An 18,456-nucleotide genomic window follows, 5' to 3' on the forward strand; every position below is an offset into this window, starting at 1 on the left:
TTAAATAATTTAGATGTGATAGAGCATCTCATTTGATGGACTATCGAGTATACGATGCAAAGTTATCCACCGTTACTTTATCGTGCAAAGCAGCATTTAATCCATTTGCTATTACTGTCGCCATGTCTTTCATAAAGCCATCAACTTCTTTTGGTGTTACCATTAAATTGTGACCGATTGGTGTCAGAACTTCCTGAATCAATGATTTCTTTTCTTCTTCCGATAATTTTCCGACAATGCCTAGAAAAGTCTCGCGCTTTTCCTCATCCGGCAAGTCCTCTTCTGTAAGCTCCTTATGACCAAAAGAGAGCTTGGCAGGTGTTAAGGACTTGGACGGTTTATCCTTTTCGCTCAATTCCCGGCCAAAATGTTTCAACATAAAATCAATTGTATCGCTTGTAATCGTTACAGCATCCACAACCGTGGGGCATCCGACGGCAAACACTGGAACTCCGATGGTCCCCTCGCTCAGCTCCTTCCGTTTATTCCCTACACCGGAACCGGGATGGATTCCAGCATCTGAAATCTGAATCGTTTCATTGAAGCGTTCGACCGATCTGGATGCAAGTGCATCAATTGCAATCACAAAATCAGGCTTGAACTTTTCCACTATCCCAAAAATGATATTGCTTGTTTCCATACCAGTGACACCCATTACACCAGGCGAGACTGCTGCCACCGGACGATAGCCTTCTGATACGGATTCATGTTCCATTTGAAATAAATGACTTGTGACAAGCACTTTTTCGACAGACATAGGACCCAGCGCATCAGGAGTGACATTCCAATTACCGAGTCCGACAATAAGACCGGTACTATCAGAAGGAACCTTATTTTTTTTCATTAATTGTTCCAGTTCCTTCCCAAATACTTGGGCCGCATTCTCTTGCTTGCCGGTATCCTGTTTTTTGACCCCATCAGCATAAATCGTGATATACGATCCTTGTTTTTTTCCGATTCTTTGTGCACCCTCACTATCTATATCAACATAAGTAACGGCTATGTCTCCTTCTCTTTTTTCCTTAATCGTAACGCCTTTTATATCCTGATTCTTTTCCTGTTCTTCCTCTTTTTCAACGTACATATCCCTGGCTTCGACGGCGAGATCAGTTCTGACATTATAGCGGTCTTTGTTCTTATCCATTGCTTACCCTCTCTTTCACTCCTAACTGATTATCATTTATATAATTAACGTTTTTCGTCCAAATCATACAGGATCATTAATAGTACGCTATTGAAAAGGATGCCATCGTTTGGTAAAATGTCCTTTGCTGGAATAGAAACAATTGAAAGTTATGTTTTATCCATCACAAATATTTTCAGGAGGTGACATCATTGGCAAATATTAAACAAGCTAAAAAGCGCGTTGAAATCAATCAAAAGAAACGCACGCATAATATCAAATTCAAATCAGATATGCGCACACATATCAAACGGCTTGAGAAAATGATCGCACAAAATGATGCAGAAGAAGCAAAAGCTGCTCTCCCTGTCACATTCAGAAAAATTGACAAGGCAGTGCAGCACGGCAACATTCATAAAAATAGAGGCAATCGGCAAAAATCACGTTTGACGAAAAAGGTAAATGAATTAAGCGCATAATAAAAATCGATCCTGCATAGGATCGATTTTTATATCGGGACTATTTGGTTAATTCATGTAATAAAAGTTCAAAGGCCAGTTCTTTCTGCATTTTCCCCTGTTTGATTGCTGCATCAGCTTCTGTTAATTTATCAATGATGCTTTCAAGTCTCTCAATCGAAAATTTTCTTTCCCTCTGACCCGCCATTTTGATGACATACGGATGTACACCAATTCGTTTTTGCATCTGAGATTGACTATACCCTTTCTGATTGAGCAGCTTCACATGCAAAATCGAGCGAAATTGAAATGCAAGCAAAGCAATCAAACCGATCGGCTCCTCTTTCATTTTTTCGAGATCTTTATAAATTGAAATGGTTTTATGCAGATTACGATCAATGACGGCATCAACAAGCCTTAATGAAGAGCTGATTTCGGTATGCGAAATAAGATTCTCTGCAAGCTCTTTAGTAACCACACCGTTTTGTCCAACGTGTAACGCCAATTTTGTCAGCTCATTTTTTACCTGATGTAAATCGGTTGATAGTTCGGATTCAAGCATATCATATGCATCGTCTTCGATTGTTATCTGCATACTGTCGGCGAGATATTTAATCCAATTCCTCAATTCATGGTCTCTGATCGGATTACATTCCACAACAGTGCTGTGCTGTTTAAAGGCTTTTGTTATCTTTTTACGTTCGTCAAGCTTTTCATATGGGGCTATGAAAACTATCACAGAATAGTCAACAGGTTGATTCAGGTATTGTATAACACTTTCCAAATCATGTTCAAACGGCTGTTTGTCAGATTTTGCTTTTAAAAACGATGGATTATGGGCGCAAATCATTTTTTTACCGCCGAAAAAAGGATATGTTTCAGTATCTGTAATCACTTCTTGGATGGGTGTTTCTTCCAAGTCGTATATAGATAAATTCTGATTTTCACCCTCCAAAACAGCTTCACTCAGATATTTTGTGATTGTTTGAATAAAATAGGATTCGGTTCCATATAATAAATATACTGGTGCAATCTGTTTTTGCTTTACTTCCTGCAATACTTGCGTATACGACATACGGTTCACTCCAATTATGCAATATAAATAAGCGTAAAACGTATGCAGCGGATTCGCAAGTCATTTTTTATAACGTCTGAAAGTATAAATAGATGACCTTATAAGAAAAGCTTCGGCATTCGCTATAAGACGAGGCGAATGCCGAGTCTTTCTAAAATTTCATGAAAGCAGAGGGAAACGGAGTGCCCCTTCCCTCTGTCATCTATATAAACGTTTAAATCCCAGCCCTAGGAACTGATTTTTAAACGATGTTTTGTAGTTATAGCGTAACCTCTATAATCAAAAGTATAGCTGTTAACTCTTTCTAAAAATGGGGACCATGCTAATCAAAAATTTCGGTGGATTTTTTTATGTATTTATTTTATACTTGAAATTATATAGGAGGGGTAATCGTGAACGATTTTGAAAAGGACGTACAGTCAAAAAATAATGATGTCGTTGATTCAATCAAAGGATTTACATTTTCCTTCGTATTCTTTGTACTGATTTTTGCTATTGGTGCTGCCATCAATTTCATTGGTTCCTGATTTATTCAATCACAATACTTATTTTAAAAGAGACTGCCACATTGAATGCTGCAGTCTCTTTTTACATGTCACAATATAGCTTATGGAAGATATGTCTGAAATGTTCCTTCCGTTTCGTTAAAATAATACCGGATTGCCCCGTTGTGATCTGTTCTGATAACGTGGACGTTCTCTTGTGCGAGCTTATCAAGCACACGTTTGTGCGGATGGCCGTACATATTGTTTTTACCTGCTGAAATCAGCCCATATGCCGGCTGGATACGTTTCAAAAATTGTTGATCTGTTGAATTGTTGCTTCCATGATGGGCAACCTTCAATACGTCTGCTTGCAATGCAGGGTATTCCTCTATAAGATCCCTTTCCGTCTCACTGCCGATGTCTCCGGTGAACAGCCACTTTTTCCCGCCCATTGTGGTGTATAAAACAAGTGAATTTTCGTTAGTCGACGCTTTATCCCGACCCGGTGCCAGCACATGAAATGTATGGTCGCCAATTGTTAATGATTCGTTTGGGGATGTGCGGATTATAGCAGTACTGCTATCCATCAGCTCCGCATTCAGTTGATCGGAAAATGTGTAATACTCGCTCACAATAACAGCGTTAAGCATCTTACTTTTTATGATATACTGTAAACTTCCCATATGATCTATATCTTCATGGGAAATAAAAGCTGCGTCAACTTTGCTTATACCTCTGCTGTAAAGATACGGTCGGATAATTTGCTTAAAAACTTCATCACTTATTGCGTTATGTTCAAACGACATTTCTGCACCTGCATCAATTAAAATAACCCCTTGCCGATAAGGCAGTTCAAGCACGATGGCTTCTCCCTGCCCGATATCAAGCATTGCTACAGTACCGGTTGGCGAAAAATAAGGTCTAACAACAAGGATCGTAAGTAATAAGGTCAAATAGATTCCATATAAAAAAGCGTGATTTTGCCGTTCAGTTTCCATTTTCCCCAAAAAAATCAGAAGCAGAGCATAATACACTAAACTACCTGCCAGCGGGAAAGATCCAATCACCCATGGAAAATACAACGTCTGATCAATCGCTTGAATCACCATCATAAACAGATCATGAATATGAATAAATAGCCAGTCAATACATAAAATCAAAAATCCTGACAGTGGAGCGGTGAGCAGCATGAGGAACATCAAAGGGATAACAAACATGGTGAAATAAGGGACAACGACAAGGTTTAATAAAATGGAAAGCGGCTGAAAAGTGAAAAAATACTCAACTTGGAGTGGCAGAATGATCATTTGCGAGACAAAACTGATTTTAAGAATAGTAAAAAACCAGCCATTTGACTGTGCCAGCCATTTTTTGGACAGAAGCAGCCCCAACGTAACAGCAAACGACAGTTGAAAACCAATGTGGTACAAAATATAAGGATCCCATAAGATAAGTGTTATAAATACTATACTAAGTACGTCCGTGACACTGAACTTCCAATTCATTTTGTTTGCGACCATAAACAAAACAACCATTGCGCTTGCTCTGATAACAGATGGCTCCCCACCGGCAATCACTGCATAAAGCGGTAACAAGGAAATGACCACCCACTGTGCTTTTTCTTTGGTGAGAATAGTCATCTTAACAAGCAAAAAATATAATAATCCTACAAGCAAACCGACGTGCAACCCGGAAATTGCCAATACGTGTGACAAGTTCCAGCGACGGAAAAGCTCGGTTGTTGAATCACTTATTTGAGTATCATCCCCTAACACAAGTGCATTAAGCCATGCAGCTGTTGAGGGGCTGATTTCATTCCGGATAAATTGTATGAAATCGGACCTGAGCTGATAAATATTGTTCAGAAATGAAGAGCCGCTGCATTCAAGATCCTCCAAAGAACCAATGATAACCTGGTACGTGATTCCCTGTTGGAGCAAATACTTCTGATAATCGAACTGCCCCGGGTTTCTGGCAGCTTCCGGTAATTCCGGCTTACCATAAATAGTACATGATGCGCCGTATTTTAAATTATGATGGTCTGATTCACCATTCGTAAAATAAACCATCAGGTATTTATCGCCGGATGCCTGATCATTAAATTCAAAGGCAATTCTTGATTCTGATTCGTTTATCGGGCTTGAAATCCGCCCTGTGAAAACAGAATTAACAGATTCGTTATTTCCATCCTCCAGGGGCCGTTCTAATTCAGGTATATAGGTGTAGGTAAATATGGAGATAGCTAAGGAACTGAAGACCGTTATTTTCCCTAACCTCTGATGATAAGATAACAATAAAATCCAGGAGAAAAATAAGACGAGAAACCATTTACTCTCAAACAGGATTGCCAGAAAACTTGACGCAATACCTAAAGCGGGGAAGTGCCAATATCCCTTCATAACGTCATCCTACAAATTAAACAGTGATTCAGCTTCAGCTTTTAAGGCTGCATATTTTTCGGGATCGTCTGTCTGTGTTTCAAGTTCTTTTAGAAGCTGACGGACATGAACTGCCTTTTCACGGTAGTGATAATCGACTGCAAGGTCAGTTAACGCCACTTTCTCAGTCTGAATGCCGGCTTCCGCAAATAATTCTTCAGCATATGGATGATTTTTGTAATCCTTCGCATAAAAAAGTGTTTTTATTCCGGCTTGAATTAACTGTTTACAGCATTGAAGACAAGGAAAATGTGTTACGTAAATTTCTGCACCTTCAGTTGGAACCCCGAATTTAGCACATTGAAGAAGTGCGTTTGCTTCCGCATGAATGGTGCGCACGCAATGCCCGTCAATCACATAACACCCCTCATCGATGCAGTGAACACCGCCGGAAACGCTGCCGTTGTAACCCCCAGCAATAATCCGCTTATCACGGACAATTGTCGCCCCAACCATCAGCCTCGTACACGTGCTGCGAAGAGCCAGCAAGTGACTTTGTGCCATAAAATATTGGTTCCATGAGATTCTTTCCATAATTGTATTTCCACCTTTACATATCTGTTTTATAGTTTACCTTCAGCTTATAAAATACGTCACTAACATTAAGGGATCTGTATATCATCTTTCAATGATTCAAGCGTTTTATCGCCTATACCTGATACGTCAAGAAGATCATCAGCTGTCTTAAAATGACCGTTTTCATCCCGGTATTGAATGATTGCGGCTGCTTTGGATGGACCGATACCACTAAGGCTTTCGATTTCCTCCTGGGTTGCATAGTTAATTCGTACCTTGTCATGGTCAGAGTTTCCCGGTACAGAAGCAGACATCTCCTCACCCATTTTGGGTATCATAATAACCATTTCATCCTGAACTTTTTGAGCCAAATTAACCATCGACCGATCAGCGTCTTCCGTGAACCCGCCAGCCATTTGAATGATTTCATTCACGCGTGATTCAGTTTCAATTTCATATACACCTGGGCGGACAATCTCTCCTTTCACATCAACCATCACTTTTGCAGATGTCTGTTCCGTTTCATCCTCCTTAGACGCTGATGTTTCCTTGGGAACCGGTTTTGATTGGCTGACGATTTTGTCGGTGTCATGGTTATTAAAAATGAGAAAAATAACGATACCAACAGTTATAGCAATCGGAAAAATGTACTTTTTGAGGGGATCAAGCAATCTGATTTCACATCCTTTAAGGGGGTTAATAGGTGGCCGGTTTCTTTGAATTATTGAAGCAAGAGTCCTGTTTCCCGTTAAGTCGGGATAAATGATAGTGGATTCACCTTATTATTCGACAAATGTTTCCAAAATCCTTCTTAAAAATAAAATATTTTATATAAGATTGTTGTTTATATCATAAAATCCATAAACTGCGACGTAGTGCTAATGGTTGAGTGCAATGACACCGCTCCGGAACATTCACTCCGCTTTCCGAGGAGGCTGAGGCCGTGCCCATGGAAAGCGAAGTATATTGCCGGAGCGTCTTGAAGTGCTTCTCGTATTCAGAATGGAAGAGACCTTTCACTATGTCGCAGTTATCTCAACCGCGGGCTAAAGGGTACCGATTTTACGAAGCTTATAAGGTCATCCATAATTTATATTTTTTGATGTTAAAATATAAACGATCGAAATAGGAAAAATTATTCCGACCGTTTAACAGAAGTTATAAAAATTCGTTCAGTCTCTCCACTAATATTATCATTTTCCGGCAAAAAATCACTGGATATAAGATGAATATCAAATCCAGCGTCATTTAATAAACGTTCATAAAAATCAACGGGAAAGGTACGCTGATGATGCCATTCATCAAAACGAGCATACTGACCATCATCCTCAACAAAAAACGTCAGATCATGATACATCTCACCGGGGCGTTCCCCCTCCAGACAGAACCAAATGCTGGAGATAGTATCACGCACTTCGGCAAAAGTCTGGTTGGCCAAATTATTTTCAACATGATTAAGCGAATGTATGTCAAATATAAATAGACCATTTGGCTTTAATGTAGCGGCAATATTTTTGAACACTGCGCGCAGCTCGTCCACTTCTGTGACATAGTTTAGTACATCACAGTAACTGACTGCCATATCCTGGTTTTCAATACCATTTAATGTACGCAAGTCTTGCATCAGCCATTGCGCACTTATATTTTCTGCATTTGCACGCTGATCTGCAACGCTCAACATATCACTGGATATGTCCACTCCAATCATTCGATAGCCTGACTTGCCAAGCCTTGTCGTTATCTGCCCTGTTCCGCATCCCAGATCGACGATTGATTCAACTTTCTTGCCTGACAGCTGAATGATTTGTTCAGTGAATGATGCCCATTTATCATATGGCGCATCTTCCATCAGCAGGTCATAGTAATGCGCCATCTGATGATAACTCATATTCATTACCTGCTGTTCCCGGCGATTTGTAGCTCAACCTTAGTTGCATCGCCCCATAAACGTTCCAGATTATAATAATTCCGTTCATCTTTATGGAAAATATGACAGACAACATCGTCCAAGTCCACTAAAATCCAACGCGCCTGTTCAAATCCTTCCATTCGTTTAACATGAATATCCGCCTCATCCATCGATTCTTTGATGGCTCTTGCGATCGCCTGCACCTGACGTTCGTTGCTACCGTGACAGATCAAAAAATAATCGGCTACTAATGAAACTTCCTGCATATCGAGGGCAACAATATCGTCGGCTCGTTTATCGTCGCAAGCCTTCGCAATTAATTGAACACGTTCTTTACTGTCCATGAATTCAATTACCTCCATTCAAATGTATCGTCAAATTATTATATGCATAAAACGTATCAGGATAGACGGCTCCGTTTTTTCCGACAAGGAACTGGATAGTATTCCGTAAAGCCATCCATGCAGCATGGTACAAGTCCGAATTTGCTGCCGTCCTTACTTCCTCCACCCCCGGAAAAGATCTGCCGGGCTCAATATAATCAGCAACAAACAGAATCGTTTCAAATTGACTCATTCCGGATCTTCCCGTTGTATGATACCGGATGGCATTTTTGATGGCTTCATCTGTTATCCCATGTTCCCGTTCCAAAACGATAGACGCGACAGGTCCGTGCCACAGTTCATGATGATAAAATAGTAAGTCTTGCGGTAAATCACTCTCATTAATCTCCCGTCTCATCTTTTCTAATGGAAAATATTTAGCGTAATCATGCAAAATAGCTGCCAGTTCGACTTTATCGACCGGTTCATTGTTTTTTTCAGCTAATAACACTGCCGTCTCTGCCACTCTTAAAGTATGGTCAAACCGTGCTTGCTTTAGATGCGGTCTGATTAAATCGATTGCTTCATCTGTCTTCATATAAATGTTTCTCCTTTAAATATGCTTCCACGCCGGAGTTCACCATATATTTTATTGACTTATTTTTGAGAGCACGCTGTCTTATATCAGTTGATGAGAGTTCGATCAACGGAACATCCACTTCTAAAATTGGATAATCCGTTTTAAACGCATACCCTCTTCGCTTAACACCGACAAACATCACCAGATTAAGCAGATCGTCAATATGGTTCCAGTACGGTAAATACTCAACCATATCGGCTCCAATGATAAAATAAAATTGAACATCCGGATTCTCATCAGTCAACGCCTTCATTGTATCAAATGTATAGGACTTGCCTAAACGATTCACCTCAATCGTGCTGATTCGGAAATGGGGATTTCCGGAAATAGCCCTTTCCACCATTTCAACGCGGGTTTCGGAGTTAACATGTGCTTTTTGTTTGTGCGGCGGTTCATAAGAGGGGATGAACCATACTTCTTCAAGATTCAGTGTCTCGCGCACTTCTTCAGCTATTATTAAATGTCCTATATGGGGAGGGTCAAACGTCCCACCCAGTATTCCAATTCGTTTCATGCACTAATTACTCCTCATATAACGGTCAGTAAATTGCCCGAAATGGCATATGACTGATCGTGAATAACTTATTCTGTTCACCTGTCATTCAGCGATAAAACATGCCGATTTATAACGCGCACTTTATGGAAGCTTAATCGTTTTATGTTCTTCTGATTCTTTATAAAGAATGATGATGTTACCGATAACCTGAACAATTTCTGCTTCTGTTGCCGCAGCCAATTTTTCCGCAGCGGTATTTTTATCTTCCGGACTATTCTGCAGTATACTAACTTTCAGCAGTTCACGTTTTTCAAGAGCCTCTCTAATTTGTGTGACCATGTTATCATTGACCCCTGTTTTACCAACCTGGAAAATCGGTTTTAAATGATGGGCTTTAGATCGCAAATAGCGTTTTTGTTTACCTGTTAACATGTTTATTCTCCTTCCAGTTTATGTCTTAATTGTTCTTCCATATCATCAACTGGCACTTTTTTTGAAGTCCAAAGTTCAAAAGCATATTGTGCCTGATATAACAGCATTGTATGCCCATAATGAATGGAGGCACCCTTTTGACTTGCCTGATATAAAAATTCAGTATTAATTGGCTGATAAACAATATCACTCACAATACTGCTTCCATGCAGCTGACTGAGTGATATGGTCATGTCATAAACGTTAGGTTTCATCCCTATGTTCGTTGTCTGGATTATTAAATCATAAGATTCCAGATTATTTTCGGCATCTTTAAGTGTCATGATCGATGTTCGGCCATTAGCACCAGCCAATTCTGCAATAGCTTCAGCGTTTGAATGTGTACGGTTAGCGATGTCTATTCGTGTGAATTTCTCTTTCAGCAATCCATAATATATCCCGCGTGCAGCACCGCCGGCACCTATCAGTAATATTTTGCTCCGTCTATTTTGAAAAATAGACGGGTAATGATGTTTCAAGCTGGTGATAAAACCAATCCAATCTGTATTGTACCCCATCCATTTCCCGTTTCTGCATACAACTGTGTTAACAGCCCCAATTGTTTGAGCATCTTCATCCAATTGATCGAGGTATTGCATGATTCGTTTTTTATATGGAACTGTCACGTTAAACCCATCGAACCGGCTATTTCTTAACCTAACGATTTCTTCTGCAAACGATTCGTCCGGATTTATCTCCTGTATGGAATAATCACCTTCTAGCTTAGCCCTTTTTAGAAATTGCTTATGAATCCATGGAGACATCGATTGTTTAATGGGATAGCCTATAAGCCCCAATTTATATTTCATAGAACCCCTCCTATATAAAAGAACTTCTTAATGATATCCTGACTTTTTCAGGGCTGTGAACGGCAACCGTCAGCCCTCCCTCTGGTATCGTCACCCAGCCTAATCCGGGAAAAACGATATCTGTTTTTCCCTTCTCGATGCGGAGCGTTTGGGCACTTAATTCAGGTATTTTTTCAAGCGTTTCGTAATCCGGAGGTGATAAAAGTCCACCTCTGTGTTCGTGCAGTAAATGATCAGCATTTTTTAGTTTGGTCCTGTGAATAGACAATTGATTTGAAAAATAACACACAAATGATTGTCTTTCACCTTTAATGAAATCAAGTCTGGCAAGACCGCCAAAATAAAGTGTTTGTTGATTGTTCAATTGGTAAACCCTAGGCTTGACTTCTTTTTTAGGTGTTATAATTTTTAAGTCATTATCAGAAATATAATGTGCTATTTGATGTTGGTTAACAATTCCCGGTGTATCTATTAAAGCTGTTTCATCATCAAGCGGTATTTCGATAAACCCTAACGTTGTCCCGGGAAAATACGATGTCGTAATGACATCTTTTGTTCCGGTCGTTTGTTGAATAAGTTTATTAATAAAAGTTGATTTGCCGACATTTGTTGTCCCAACGATGTAAACATCTTGATCTTTACGCTTTGTTTCAATAACTTCTGACAAGTCAGATAGCCCATGGCCTTTCACCGACGAAATCAGATGGACGTCCTCAAGTGCAATTCCTGCTTCTCTGCCCATAGCCTGAAGCCATTTGATCAGCTTATTGCGGTTAGTTGATTTGGGCAGTAAATCCATTTTGTTTGCCGCAAGAATTACTGGCTTGTCCCCGACAATGCGTGAAAGACCTTTAATCATCGTTCCATCCACATTAAAAATGTCAACCAAATGGACTACAAGACCTTTCTTACCCCGGATTTGGCTAACCATTGTAAGAAAGTCATCATCGGTCATGGAGACATCCTGTATATCATTATAGTGTTTTAAACGAAAACATCGTTGACAAAGAATGATATCCCGATTCAGTGTTGACTTTGGTGTGTATCCGGCTGCATCCGGGTTGGATGTCTGGATAAAGGAACCACATCCTTGACATTTTATATCTTCCATTCTTATTCCTCCCAGCTTATCTTTCCCTTTTTTCGCATATAACTTAAGATACGCCGCTCGATTTTTCGATTAAACCGTGTGACCTTCCCATCGGATTGAACGATTGGCACAACTAATATGGTATAGAAACCTGCCAAATTGCCCCCGAGCACATCTGTCAGAACTTGATCGCCTATGACCACAATTTCTTCTTTTTGTAATTTCATTTCTTTGGCCGCTTTTTTGAACGCCTGGCTCAAAGGTTTTCGGGCACTGAACAAAAACGGAGTGTCAAGCGGTTCGGAGAATAGCTTCACACGTTCCCACTTATTATTTGAAATAATCGTCACTTTTATATTATGATCCCTCATTTGCCGGAACCATCCGGTTATTTCAGGGGTAGCATTTGCAACATCCCAAGCAACAAGCGTGTTATCCAAATCGGTAATAATTCCCTTAATTCCTCTTTCATTTAATGCGTCAGGACGAATATCAAAAATACTTTTTACGTGTTTATTGGGTAAAAAGAGATTCAACAACTGTCACACCTCTTATAATTATTTAGCAGAAAACGTATATTTGCTCATTAAGATTCAAATTTAACCATCTTGAATAAAACAATCGTATAACAAAACCTTATTATAACTCAACTCTATAGCACCTTTCCATTATAGAAAATAATAAATCCCGTAAAAAAGCATGGAAATATGCCAAGAAACGTTCGACAATTTCTTTCATTTTTCGATATGTGGATAACTTTATACACAAAATCCACACTGCAATATCAACAATTTACGCCTCAATTCATGATTTGTTCACAACTTATCTACAACTTCTTGTAGATAATGTCAATCTTGTTATACGTATTATTTCGTGATAACTTATTAACTATCAACCGACATTCAAATTGGTGGTTTTAAAGGTTAGGAGGGCTGTGTATTCATGGAGTATTTGTCTGATGAGCTGCTGCTGGAATCTTATTATAAAGCAAATGAATTGAACTTAAGCCCCGACTTTATATATTTGATTGAAAAAGAAATTTACAAACGAAATTTAATGCACAAAGTAAAACTATACAATTGAAAATTGCCTGTCAAGCCCCTGACTGAATTCATACGGTCAGGGGTTTTTCATTTTCACTGCAATCATGATTATGATAAGCTAACGTTGGTAATATTAAAATACATATAGAAACATGTAACCATTCGTTAAGCTATATTCCTCAAATTGTTATAAGCTCCATATAGATTAAGAGGAGGACAACATTCCAGATGATTTATACAGTATTGATTCCATTATTGCTTGCTAGTTTTATTCCGTTTATCAGTAAATTTAAACTTAAAATACATACAGGGGTCTTTGTATTCCTGATTCCGTTGGTCATTTTCCTTTATTTTATTCAATTCATTGGTTCAGGATTCGAGCCAGTACGACATACATATAATTGGATTCCATCGCTTGGAATAAATTTTGATTTTTATCTTGACGGACTTAGTTTGCTGTTTGCCCTGTTAATCAGCGGCATCGGCACCCTGGTGGTACTATATTCTATATATTACCTTGACCGAAGCGAACCGCTTGGGCATTTTTATGTCTATTTGATGATGTTTATGTCAGCTATGCTCGGAATCGTTTTGTCAGATAACGTATTTGTCCTGTATACATTCTGGGAACTCACATCAATTTCGTCATTTTTGCTGATTGGTTATTGGCATTTTAATGAACGTTCGAGGTATGGTGCATTAAAATCAATGATAATCACCATTTTCGGCGGATTAAGTATGTTTGGCGGTTTTGCTTTGTTATCCGTTATTACTGGTACAGCGAGCATCCAATTCATGATAGCAAATACGGATATTATTCTTGCGAGTCCATATACGCCACTTGCTCTTGGCTTTTTGCTATTGGGCGCATTCACTAAATCAGCCCAATTCCCGTTTCATATATGGCTGCCGGACGCCATGGAAGCACCAACCCCGGTCAGTGCTTATCTCCATTCAGCGACGATGGTGAAAGCAGGGCTGTATCTTGTAGCACGATTTTCACCGGTCTTTGGGGATTACGAATGGTTTTTTATAATTGTTACTATCGCAGGAATTGTCACACTTTGCTGGGGATCTTATATGGCCGTCCACCAGACAGATTTGAAAGCCATTTTAGCTTTTTCCACCATCAGTCAGCTCGGTATGATTATGGCGATGCTTGGATTCGGAACCAAAGTGGCCATCTTCGCGGCTGTCTTCCATATTTTAAACCATGCCACTTTTAAAGGCAGCCTGTTTATGGTGGCTGGAACTGTCGATCACGAAACAGGAACCCGTGACATCCGCAAGCTGGGCGGACTATTGACATTTATGCCAATTACAGCAACACTTGCGATGTTCGGCACATTTTCGATGGCGGGAATCCCATTGCCATTTTTAAACGGTTTTTACAGCAAGGAATTATTTTTTGAATCAACATTGCGTTTGCAGGATGACATAAGCTCAATTGCAGGTTTCCTTGTGGATATAATTCCGTACCTTGCCGTTTTAGGCAGTATTTTCACATTTGTTTATTCACTCTATTTTCTTTTTGGCACATTCGGCGGCACATCTCAACTTGATAAGCTGACCAAAAAACCGCACGAAGCACCTTTGGGAATGCTTATCTCACCAGGTATACTTATCTTTGGTGTTATTTTGATTGGCCTGTTCCCAAGTGCCATCAATGGTACATTTATTGCCCATGCAGCTGAGGCTGTATATGGAGGGCCAATAGCAAAGGACATTTATTTCTGGCATGGGTGGGGGTCTCCACAATTTCAGATGTCACTTATTGTCGTGGGAATCGGCGCAGTACTGACTGCGACAAGAACGAAATGGAGCGGGCTCTATCATGTATTTCCCGGCAAATTAAGTATCAATAAAATTTACGATACGGTCATTGAAAAATTGGATACTGTTTCAACAAAGATTACAACGTTTTATATGACCGGATCATTGCGGACTTATATGATTATTATCCTAAGCACTATTTTGGTTGTCACTGCAGGTTTTATGCTGGCAACCGGAGGCATTACGATAGATTTCAGCGATTTAGCTCCTGTCACTGCTATTGAGGTATCTGTAGCATTGATGGTAGCAGCCGCGGCCATCGGCACGATCTTTGTGAAAAAGAATCTTGCGGTTATCTTAATCGCTGGTGTTGCCGGATATGGCGTATCCTTGCTGTTTGTCATTTACAGAGCGCCGGATCTGGCCTTAACACAATTGGTGGTGGAAACTGTTTCAGTTGCTTTGTTCCTACTATGCTTTTATCATTTGCCCGATCTTAAAAAGCGTAACGAGCCCTTAAAAACAAAAACAATTAACACTATCATATCAGTCGGCTTTGGTGCCATGGTAACGATGATCGGAATCTCCGCACACAGCAGTGACTGGTTTGGAACTATTTCCGATTATTTCCTAAAAACCTCACACTCACTTGGGGGCGGTGACAACGTGGTCAATGTTATTCTTGTTGACATGCGCGGTCTGGATACATTATTTGAAATAACCGTACTGGGCATAGCAGCCCTTGCCATTTACACCCTCATAAAATTTAAAACAAACAGAGGAGGGAAATAAATGGAGTTTATCATTTCAATTCTTGCAGGCGTTCTGTTCGCTACTGCCATTTATAATCTGCTGCAAAAGCAGTTTTTGCGATTAGTTATAGGATCGGTCCTTCTCTCCCACGGAGCACACTTATTTTTGTTGACAATGGGAAAGCTAAAAAGAGGTGCTCCGCCTATCTTGACTGACAATGTCAATGATTACACTGATCCATTACCACAGGCACTGATCTTAACTTCAATTGTCATAAGCTTTGGTATCACCAGCTTACTATTGGTGCTTGCATATCGTACAGCTGAGGAGAACAACACAGATAATATCGAGCAATTAAGGGGTAACGAAAATGAGTAACCTGGCAGTTTTACCAATCATCATTCCATTATTATCGGGAATTATTCTGGCCTTTTTCCCAAAACGACTAACTTTCGTTCGTATACTGTCAAAAATCTTTATCGTCAGTAACCTGGCCGTGGCCAGTTTTATAACCTGGCTTGTGTTTAGTCAAGGACCCGTCATTCTTGAAACCGGTGACTGGGCTGCGCCATACGGCATCATCATTGTTGCCGATGAGCTGTCGATCCTTCTGGTTCTGACAACAAACATTGTTGCTGCGGCTTGTGCTTTTTACGCTCCGCACTCTCTGACAGACAGAAAAGAAAAGTATTACTTCTATACATTCTTTTTCTTACTGATATCGGGCGTTTCGGGTGCTTTTTTGACCGGTGATATTTTTAACATGTTTGTTTTTTTTGAAGTCTTGCTTATGGCTTCCTATGCCCTGATTATACTTGGCGGCGATAAAGTACAGCTCCGTGAATCTATGAAGTATGTATTCATCAATCTTTTCTCGTCAATGCTGTTCGTAACAGCCGTTGGATTTTTGTACGGGACTGTCGGAACAGTCAACATGGCGCAGATTGCACAACGTGTTCAGCAAGTAGATCAACAAGGTATTCTGACAACTGTAGGTATTCTCTTGTTCTTTGTCTTTGCAGTGAAAGCAGCGCTGTTTCCCCTGTATTATTGGATGCCAAAATCTTATATTGTACCAAATCCCGTCATTTCAGCCCTGTTTGGGGCATTACTGACAAAAGTGGGCATCTATGCAATTATCAGGGTATTTTCACTGATCTTTGTACATAAAATTGAGCTGACTCATGAAGCATTTATTTGGATAGCCGGTTTATCAATGATTTTTGGGGTGTTAGGGGCATTATCCACCCAAAATATAAAATTAATTATCGCTTATAATATTATACCGGCCATTGGCTTTATTATAATGGGAATTGGTATATTTAATCAGGATGGCATTAGCGGTTCTATCTATTATTTGATTCACGACATGCTGATCAAAGCAAGCCTTTTCCTGCTGGTGGGGACCATTACTTATGCCGCTGGAACATCCGATTTACGCAAATTCAGCGGACTTATCCACTATTATCCATTTCTTGGATGGATGTTGTTCGTTTCGGGATTTGTCCTGGCAGGTATCCCCCCTTTCAGCGGATTTATTGGAAAAGTGCTGTTGCTGCGCGGTGCATTTTCGGCTGGAGAAGTTGTCATTGTAATCATTGCATTATTGTCCAGTCTATTGATTCTTTATTCGATTATGAAAATCTTCATCAGAGGGTTCTGGGGAGAAAAAGATCAATCATTCCAGCCAAAGTCGATTAAAGGCAGGACTGCCCCAATTGTCGTGTTATTAGCTTTATCCGTGTTCCTTGGCATAGGTGCGGAATTTATATACCCGTCGATTGAATCAATTTCCAAGTATTTGCTTAATCCTGCAGATTACATCAATGCTGTCATGGAAGGATGATATAGGATGGCTTTCCAAATTGTTATCAACCTGATTATAGCCGTAATGTGGATGCTTCTGAGTGAAGCTTATACCGTACCCAGCTTTCTCTCCGGTTACTTACTGGGCATCCTGCTGCTGCTTCTATTGAACCGTTTTATTCCCGATAATTTTTACATAAAGCGTGTTATCAAAATAGTTGCGTTGATTATACTGTTCATAAAGGAACTTGTCTTATCAAATATCGATATCGTTAAGCTTGCCTATGCCCGCAAACCTGAATTCGAACCCGGTATTTTTGCTTTACCGACAGAACTCACAAGTAACTGGGAAATTACGCTTCTTGCCAATTTGATTTCATTAACACCGGGTACCCTTTCAGTCGCTGTATCGCATGATAATACCCACTTGTATATTCATGCTATGCAGATTGATGACATAAATGAGGAAATCAATTCCATTAAAAACACGTTTGAAAAAGCCATCATGGAGGTGACAAGATGAACAATCTTTTATCCGCTACCAATACCATTGTGGAAATAACCGCAGTCATTTGTCTAGCTGCCATTTCGATATCACTCATTCTGCTTCTCTATCGGATTATCGTTGGCCCAACAAATGCGGATCGTGCGGTTGCTCTTGATTCAGTGGGTATGAATATGATGGGATTAACAGCACTGATGGCGGTCCTCCTTCCGACAACAAAATTGAATGATGTCATATTGCTGATTGGCATTCTTTTATTTATCGGGACAGTGGCCATAGCAAAATATTTGGAGAAGGGTGTTATCATTGATGGAAAACTGGATTGATATTATCACGAACATCATTACCGCCCTTTTACTGCTTTCCGGAGCCTTTTTCCTGCTGTCCAGCTCAATTGGGGTTATCCGCTTTCCGGATGTCTATACAAGACTTCATGCCACAACAAAAGGTGCGACACTGGGTATATCGGGTTTGCTTATCGGTGCCTTCTTATTTCTGTCCATCGAGCATGGCATTATCAGCGGTAAGCTGTTACTGGCAATTGTGTTTACGCTTCTAACTTCTCCTGTGGCGGGTCATATGATCTCCAGAGCAGCTCACAAAGCAGGTGTCAAACCGGTTACAAACAATCGAACGGATGAATATGAAGAAGCCATTCAAAAACAAAAACAGCAACAGAAGTGACCCTGACAGGTCGCTTTTTTTTATGCTCAAATCTGTATAATGTCAAATAAAGATAGCTC

General features: G+C 40.0%; 22 protein-coding genes. 9 read left to right on the forward strand and 13 right to left on the reverse strand.

Annotated features, from left to right (window positions below; translation table 11 throughout):
• Nucleotides 1–40: 40 nt before the first annotated feature.
• Nucleotides 41–1,144 (reverse strand): GPR endopeptidase, encoded by a 1,104-nt coding sequence (gene gpr, locus IEW67_RS01275; protein WP_188631239.1) that lies wholly within the window; start codon nt 1,142–1,144, stop codon nt 41–43.
• Between the two features lie 191 nt (nt 1,145–1,335).
• Here gpr and rpsT point away from each other — a divergent pair, with 191 nt between their 5' ends.
• The gene (gene rpsT / locus IEW67_RS01280; RefSeq protein ID WP_188631240.1) at nt 1,336–1,602 is read left to right on the forward strand and encodes a 30S ribosomal protein S20; all 267 of its coding nucleotides are present in this window, start codon (nt 1,336–1,338) and stop codon (nt 1,600–1,602) included.
• A gap of 40 nt (nt 1,603–1,642) precedes the next feature.
• Here rpsT and holA read toward each other — a convergent pair whose 3' ends face one another.
• Complete coding sequence (holA, locus tag IEW67_RS01285) at nt 1,643–2,656, reverse strand: DNA polymerase III subunit delta (RefSeq protein ID WP_188631241.1); 1,014 nt, start codon at nt 2,654–2,656, stop codon at nt 1,643–1,645.
• 392 nt (nt 2,657–3,048) lie between these two features.
• Here holA and IEW67_RS01290 point away from each other — a divergent pair, with 392 nt between their 5' ends.
• Nucleotides 3,049–3,183, forward strand: coding sequence for a YqzM family protein (locus IEW67_RS01290; protein ID WP_188631242.1), 135 nt, complete (start codon nt 3,049–3,051; stop codon nt 3,181–3,183).
• An 80-nt stretch (nt 3,184–3,263) separates the two neighbouring features.
• Here IEW67_RS01290 and IEW67_RS01295 read toward each other — a convergent pair whose 3' ends face one another.
• The 11 genes from IEW67_RS01295 to IEW67_RS01345 form a co-directional block, all read right to left on the reverse strand.
• Nucleotides 3,264–5,540 carry a DNA internalization-related competence protein ComEC/Rec2 gene (locus tag IEW67_RS01295; RefSeq protein WP_188631243.1) on the reverse strand — a complete coding sequence of 759 codons (2,277 nt, stop codon included), beginning with the start codon at nt 5,538–5,540 and terminating at the stop codon, nt 3,264–3,266.
• A 9-nt stretch (nt 5,541–5,549) separates the two neighbouring features.
• Nucleotides 5,550–6,113 (reverse strand): ComE operon protein 2, encoded by a 564-nt coding sequence (locus IEW67_RS01300; protein WP_188631244.1) that lies wholly within the window; start codon nt 6,111–6,113, stop codon nt 5,550–5,552.
• 68 nt (nt 6,114–6,181) lie between these two features.
• A complete protein-coding gene (locus tag IEW67_RS01305) occupies nt 6,182–6,766 on the reverse strand; it encodes a helix-hairpin-helix domain-containing protein (RefSeq protein WP_188631245.1) in 585 nt (194 codons plus the stop codon).
• Between the two features lie 464 nt (nt 6,767–7,230).
• Complete coding sequence (locus IEW67_RS01310; RefSeq protein ID WP_229671643.1) at nt 7,231–7,983, reverse strand: class I SAM-dependent DNA methyltransferase; 753 nt, start codon at nt 7,981–7,983, stop codon at nt 7,231–7,233.
• 5 nt (nt 7,984–7,988) lie between these two features.
• Nucleotides 7,989–8,348 (reverse strand): ribosome silencing factor, encoded by a 360-nt coding sequence (gene rsfS / locus IEW67_RS01315; RefSeq protein WP_188631247.1) that lies wholly within the window; start codon nt 8,346–8,348, stop codon nt 7,989–7,991.
• A 4-nt stretch (nt 8,349–8,352) separates the two neighbouring features.
• The gene (gene yqeK, locus IEW67_RS01320) at nt 8,353–8,925 is read right to left on the reverse strand and encodes a bis(5'-nucleosyl)-tetraphosphatase (symmetrical) YqeK (RefSeq protein WP_188631248.1); all 573 of its coding nucleotides are present in this window, start codon (nt 8,923–8,925) and stop codon (nt 8,353–8,355) included.
• Complete coding sequence (locus IEW67_RS01325; protein ID WP_188631249.1) at nt 8,912–9,481, reverse strand: nicotinate-nucleotide adenylyltransferase; 570 nt, start codon at nt 9,479–9,481, stop codon at nt 8,912–8,914. The genes yqeK and IEW67_RS01325 overlap by 14 nt, the downstream gene beginning before the upstream one ends.
• 123 nt (nt 9,482–9,604) lie before the next feature.
• Entirely contained in the window at nt 9,605–9,895 is a 291-nt protein-coding gene (gene yhbY / locus IEW67_RS01330; protein ID WP_188631250.1) for a ribosome assembly RNA-binding protein YhbY, read from the reverse strand.
• Between the two features lie 2 nt (nt 9,896–9,897).
• Complete coding sequence (gene aroE, locus IEW67_RS01335; RefSeq protein WP_188631251.1) at nt 9,898–10,743, reverse strand: shikimate dehydrogenase; 846 nt, start codon at nt 10,741–10,743, stop codon at nt 9,898–9,900.
• Nucleotides 10,744–10,753: 10 nt separating this feature from the next.
• Nucleotides 10,754–11,854, reverse strand: a complete 1,101-nt coding sequence (gene yqeH / locus IEW67_RS01340) for a ribosome biogenesis GTPase YqeH (protein WP_188631252.1) — start codon at nt 11,852–11,854, stop codon at nt 10,754–10,756.
• Nucleotides 11,855–11,856: 2 nt separating this feature from the next.
• Nucleotides 11,857–12,372 (reverse strand): YqeG family HAD IIIA-type phosphatase, encoded by a 516-nt coding sequence (locus IEW67_RS01345; RefSeq protein ID WP_188631253.1) that lies wholly within the window; start codon nt 12,370–12,372, stop codon nt 11,857–11,859.
• Nucleotides 12,373–12,775: 403 nt separating this feature from the next.
• Here IEW67_RS01345 and IEW67_RS01350 point away from each other — a divergent pair, with 403 nt between their 5' ends.
• The 7 genes from IEW67_RS01350 to mnhG all read left to right on the forward strand — a co-directional run bounded on the left by IEW67_RS01350 (nt 12,776) and on the right by mnhG (nt 18,397).
• Entirely contained in the window at nt 12,776–12,916 is a 141-nt protein-coding gene (locus tag IEW67_RS01350) for a sporulation histidine kinase inhibitor Sda (RefSeq protein ID WP_188631254.1), read from the forward strand.
• Nucleotides 12,917–13,104: 188 nt separating this feature from the next.
• Nucleotides 13,105–15,441, forward strand: a complete 2,337-nt coding sequence (locus IEW67_RS01355) for a Na+/H+ antiporter subunit A (RefSeq protein WP_188631255.1) — start codon at nt 13,105–13,107, stop codon at nt 15,439–15,441.
• Nucleotides 15,442–15,780: a Na(+)/H(+) antiporter subunit C gene (locus IEW67_RS01360; protein WP_188631256.1), complete on the forward strand. Its 339-nt coding sequence runs from the start codon at nt 15,442–15,444 to the stop codon at nt 15,778–15,780.
• The gene (locus tag IEW67_RS01365) at nt 15,773–17,248 is read left to right on the forward strand and encodes a Na+/H+ antiporter subunit D (protein ID WP_188631257.1); all 1,476 of its coding nucleotides are present in this window, start codon (nt 15,773–15,775) and stop codon (nt 17,246–17,248) included. Before IEW67_RS01360 ends, IEW67_RS01365 begins: the two co-directional genes overlap by 8 nt.
• Before the next feature lie 6 nt (nt 17,249–17,254).
• Nucleotides 17,255–17,731, forward strand: coding sequence for a Na+/H+ antiporter subunit E (locus IEW67_RS01370; protein WP_188631258.1), 477 nt, complete (start codon nt 17,255–17,257; stop codon nt 17,729–17,731).
• Nucleotides 17,728–18,039, forward strand: coding sequence for a Na(+)/H(+) antiporter subunit F1 (locus IEW67_RS01375; protein WP_188631259.1), 312 nt, complete (start codon nt 17,728–17,730; stop codon nt 18,037–18,039). The genes IEW67_RS01370 and IEW67_RS01375 overlap by 4 nt, the downstream gene beginning before the upstream one ends.
• Complete coding sequence (mnhG, locus tag IEW67_RS01380; protein WP_188631260.1) at nt 18,023–18,397, forward strand: monovalent cation/H(+) antiporter subunit G; 375 nt, start codon at nt 18,023–18,025, stop codon at nt 18,395–18,397. Before IEW67_RS01375 ends, mnhG begins: the two co-directional genes overlap by 17 nt.
• The last annotated feature ends 59 nt before the right edge of the window (nt 18,398–18,456 follow it).

The sequence above is a fragment of the Lentibacillus kapialis genome, from assembly GCF_014646635.1.
In the GTDB taxonomy this organism is placed as follows: domain Bacteria; phylum Bacillota; class Bacilli; order Bacillales; family Amphibacillaceae; genus Lentibacillus; species Lentibacillus kapialis.